Here is a 379-nt window from a genome sequence, read left to right on the forward strand (position 1 = left end):
GGTTCGAAAGGATCGGAGTGCCATTGCTCGACGGGGCCGGTGGGCACCACATCGGTGTGGCCAGCGAACACGAGCAGCTTGCCGTCGGTGCCGGCGCGGCCGCGCTTGATGGCCCACAGGTTGGTCACCCGAAAGTGGTCCGGGCCGCTGATCACGGTTTCGCATTCGAACCCGGCGGCGGTCAGGCGTTCGATCAGCACGTCCTGGCAGCCCTTGTCTTCGGGCGTGACGGAGCGGCGGCGGATCAGGTCTTCAGTGAGGGCAAGCGTGGGCTGCATGACGGTGACGATGTTGTCGTTATTGTTAGAAGAGGGCGGCGTACTGGTCCGACGAAAAACCGACGTTGACGCTCTTGCCGTGCACCAGCACCGGCCGCTTG

General features: G+C 64.6%; 1 pseudogene. It reads right to left on the reverse strand.

The features are described from left to right. A pseudogene (locus tag ETC02_RS17155) lies at window positions 1-278 on the reverse strand (hypothetical protein); the annotation flags it as partial. Window positions 279-379: the final 101 nt, after the last annotated feature.

Source organism: Geobacillus sp. DSP4a, assembly GCF_013096875.1.
In the GTDB taxonomy this organism is placed as follows: domain Bacteria; phylum Bacillota; class Bacilli; order Bacillales; family Anoxybacillaceae; genus Geobacillus; species Geobacillus thermophilus.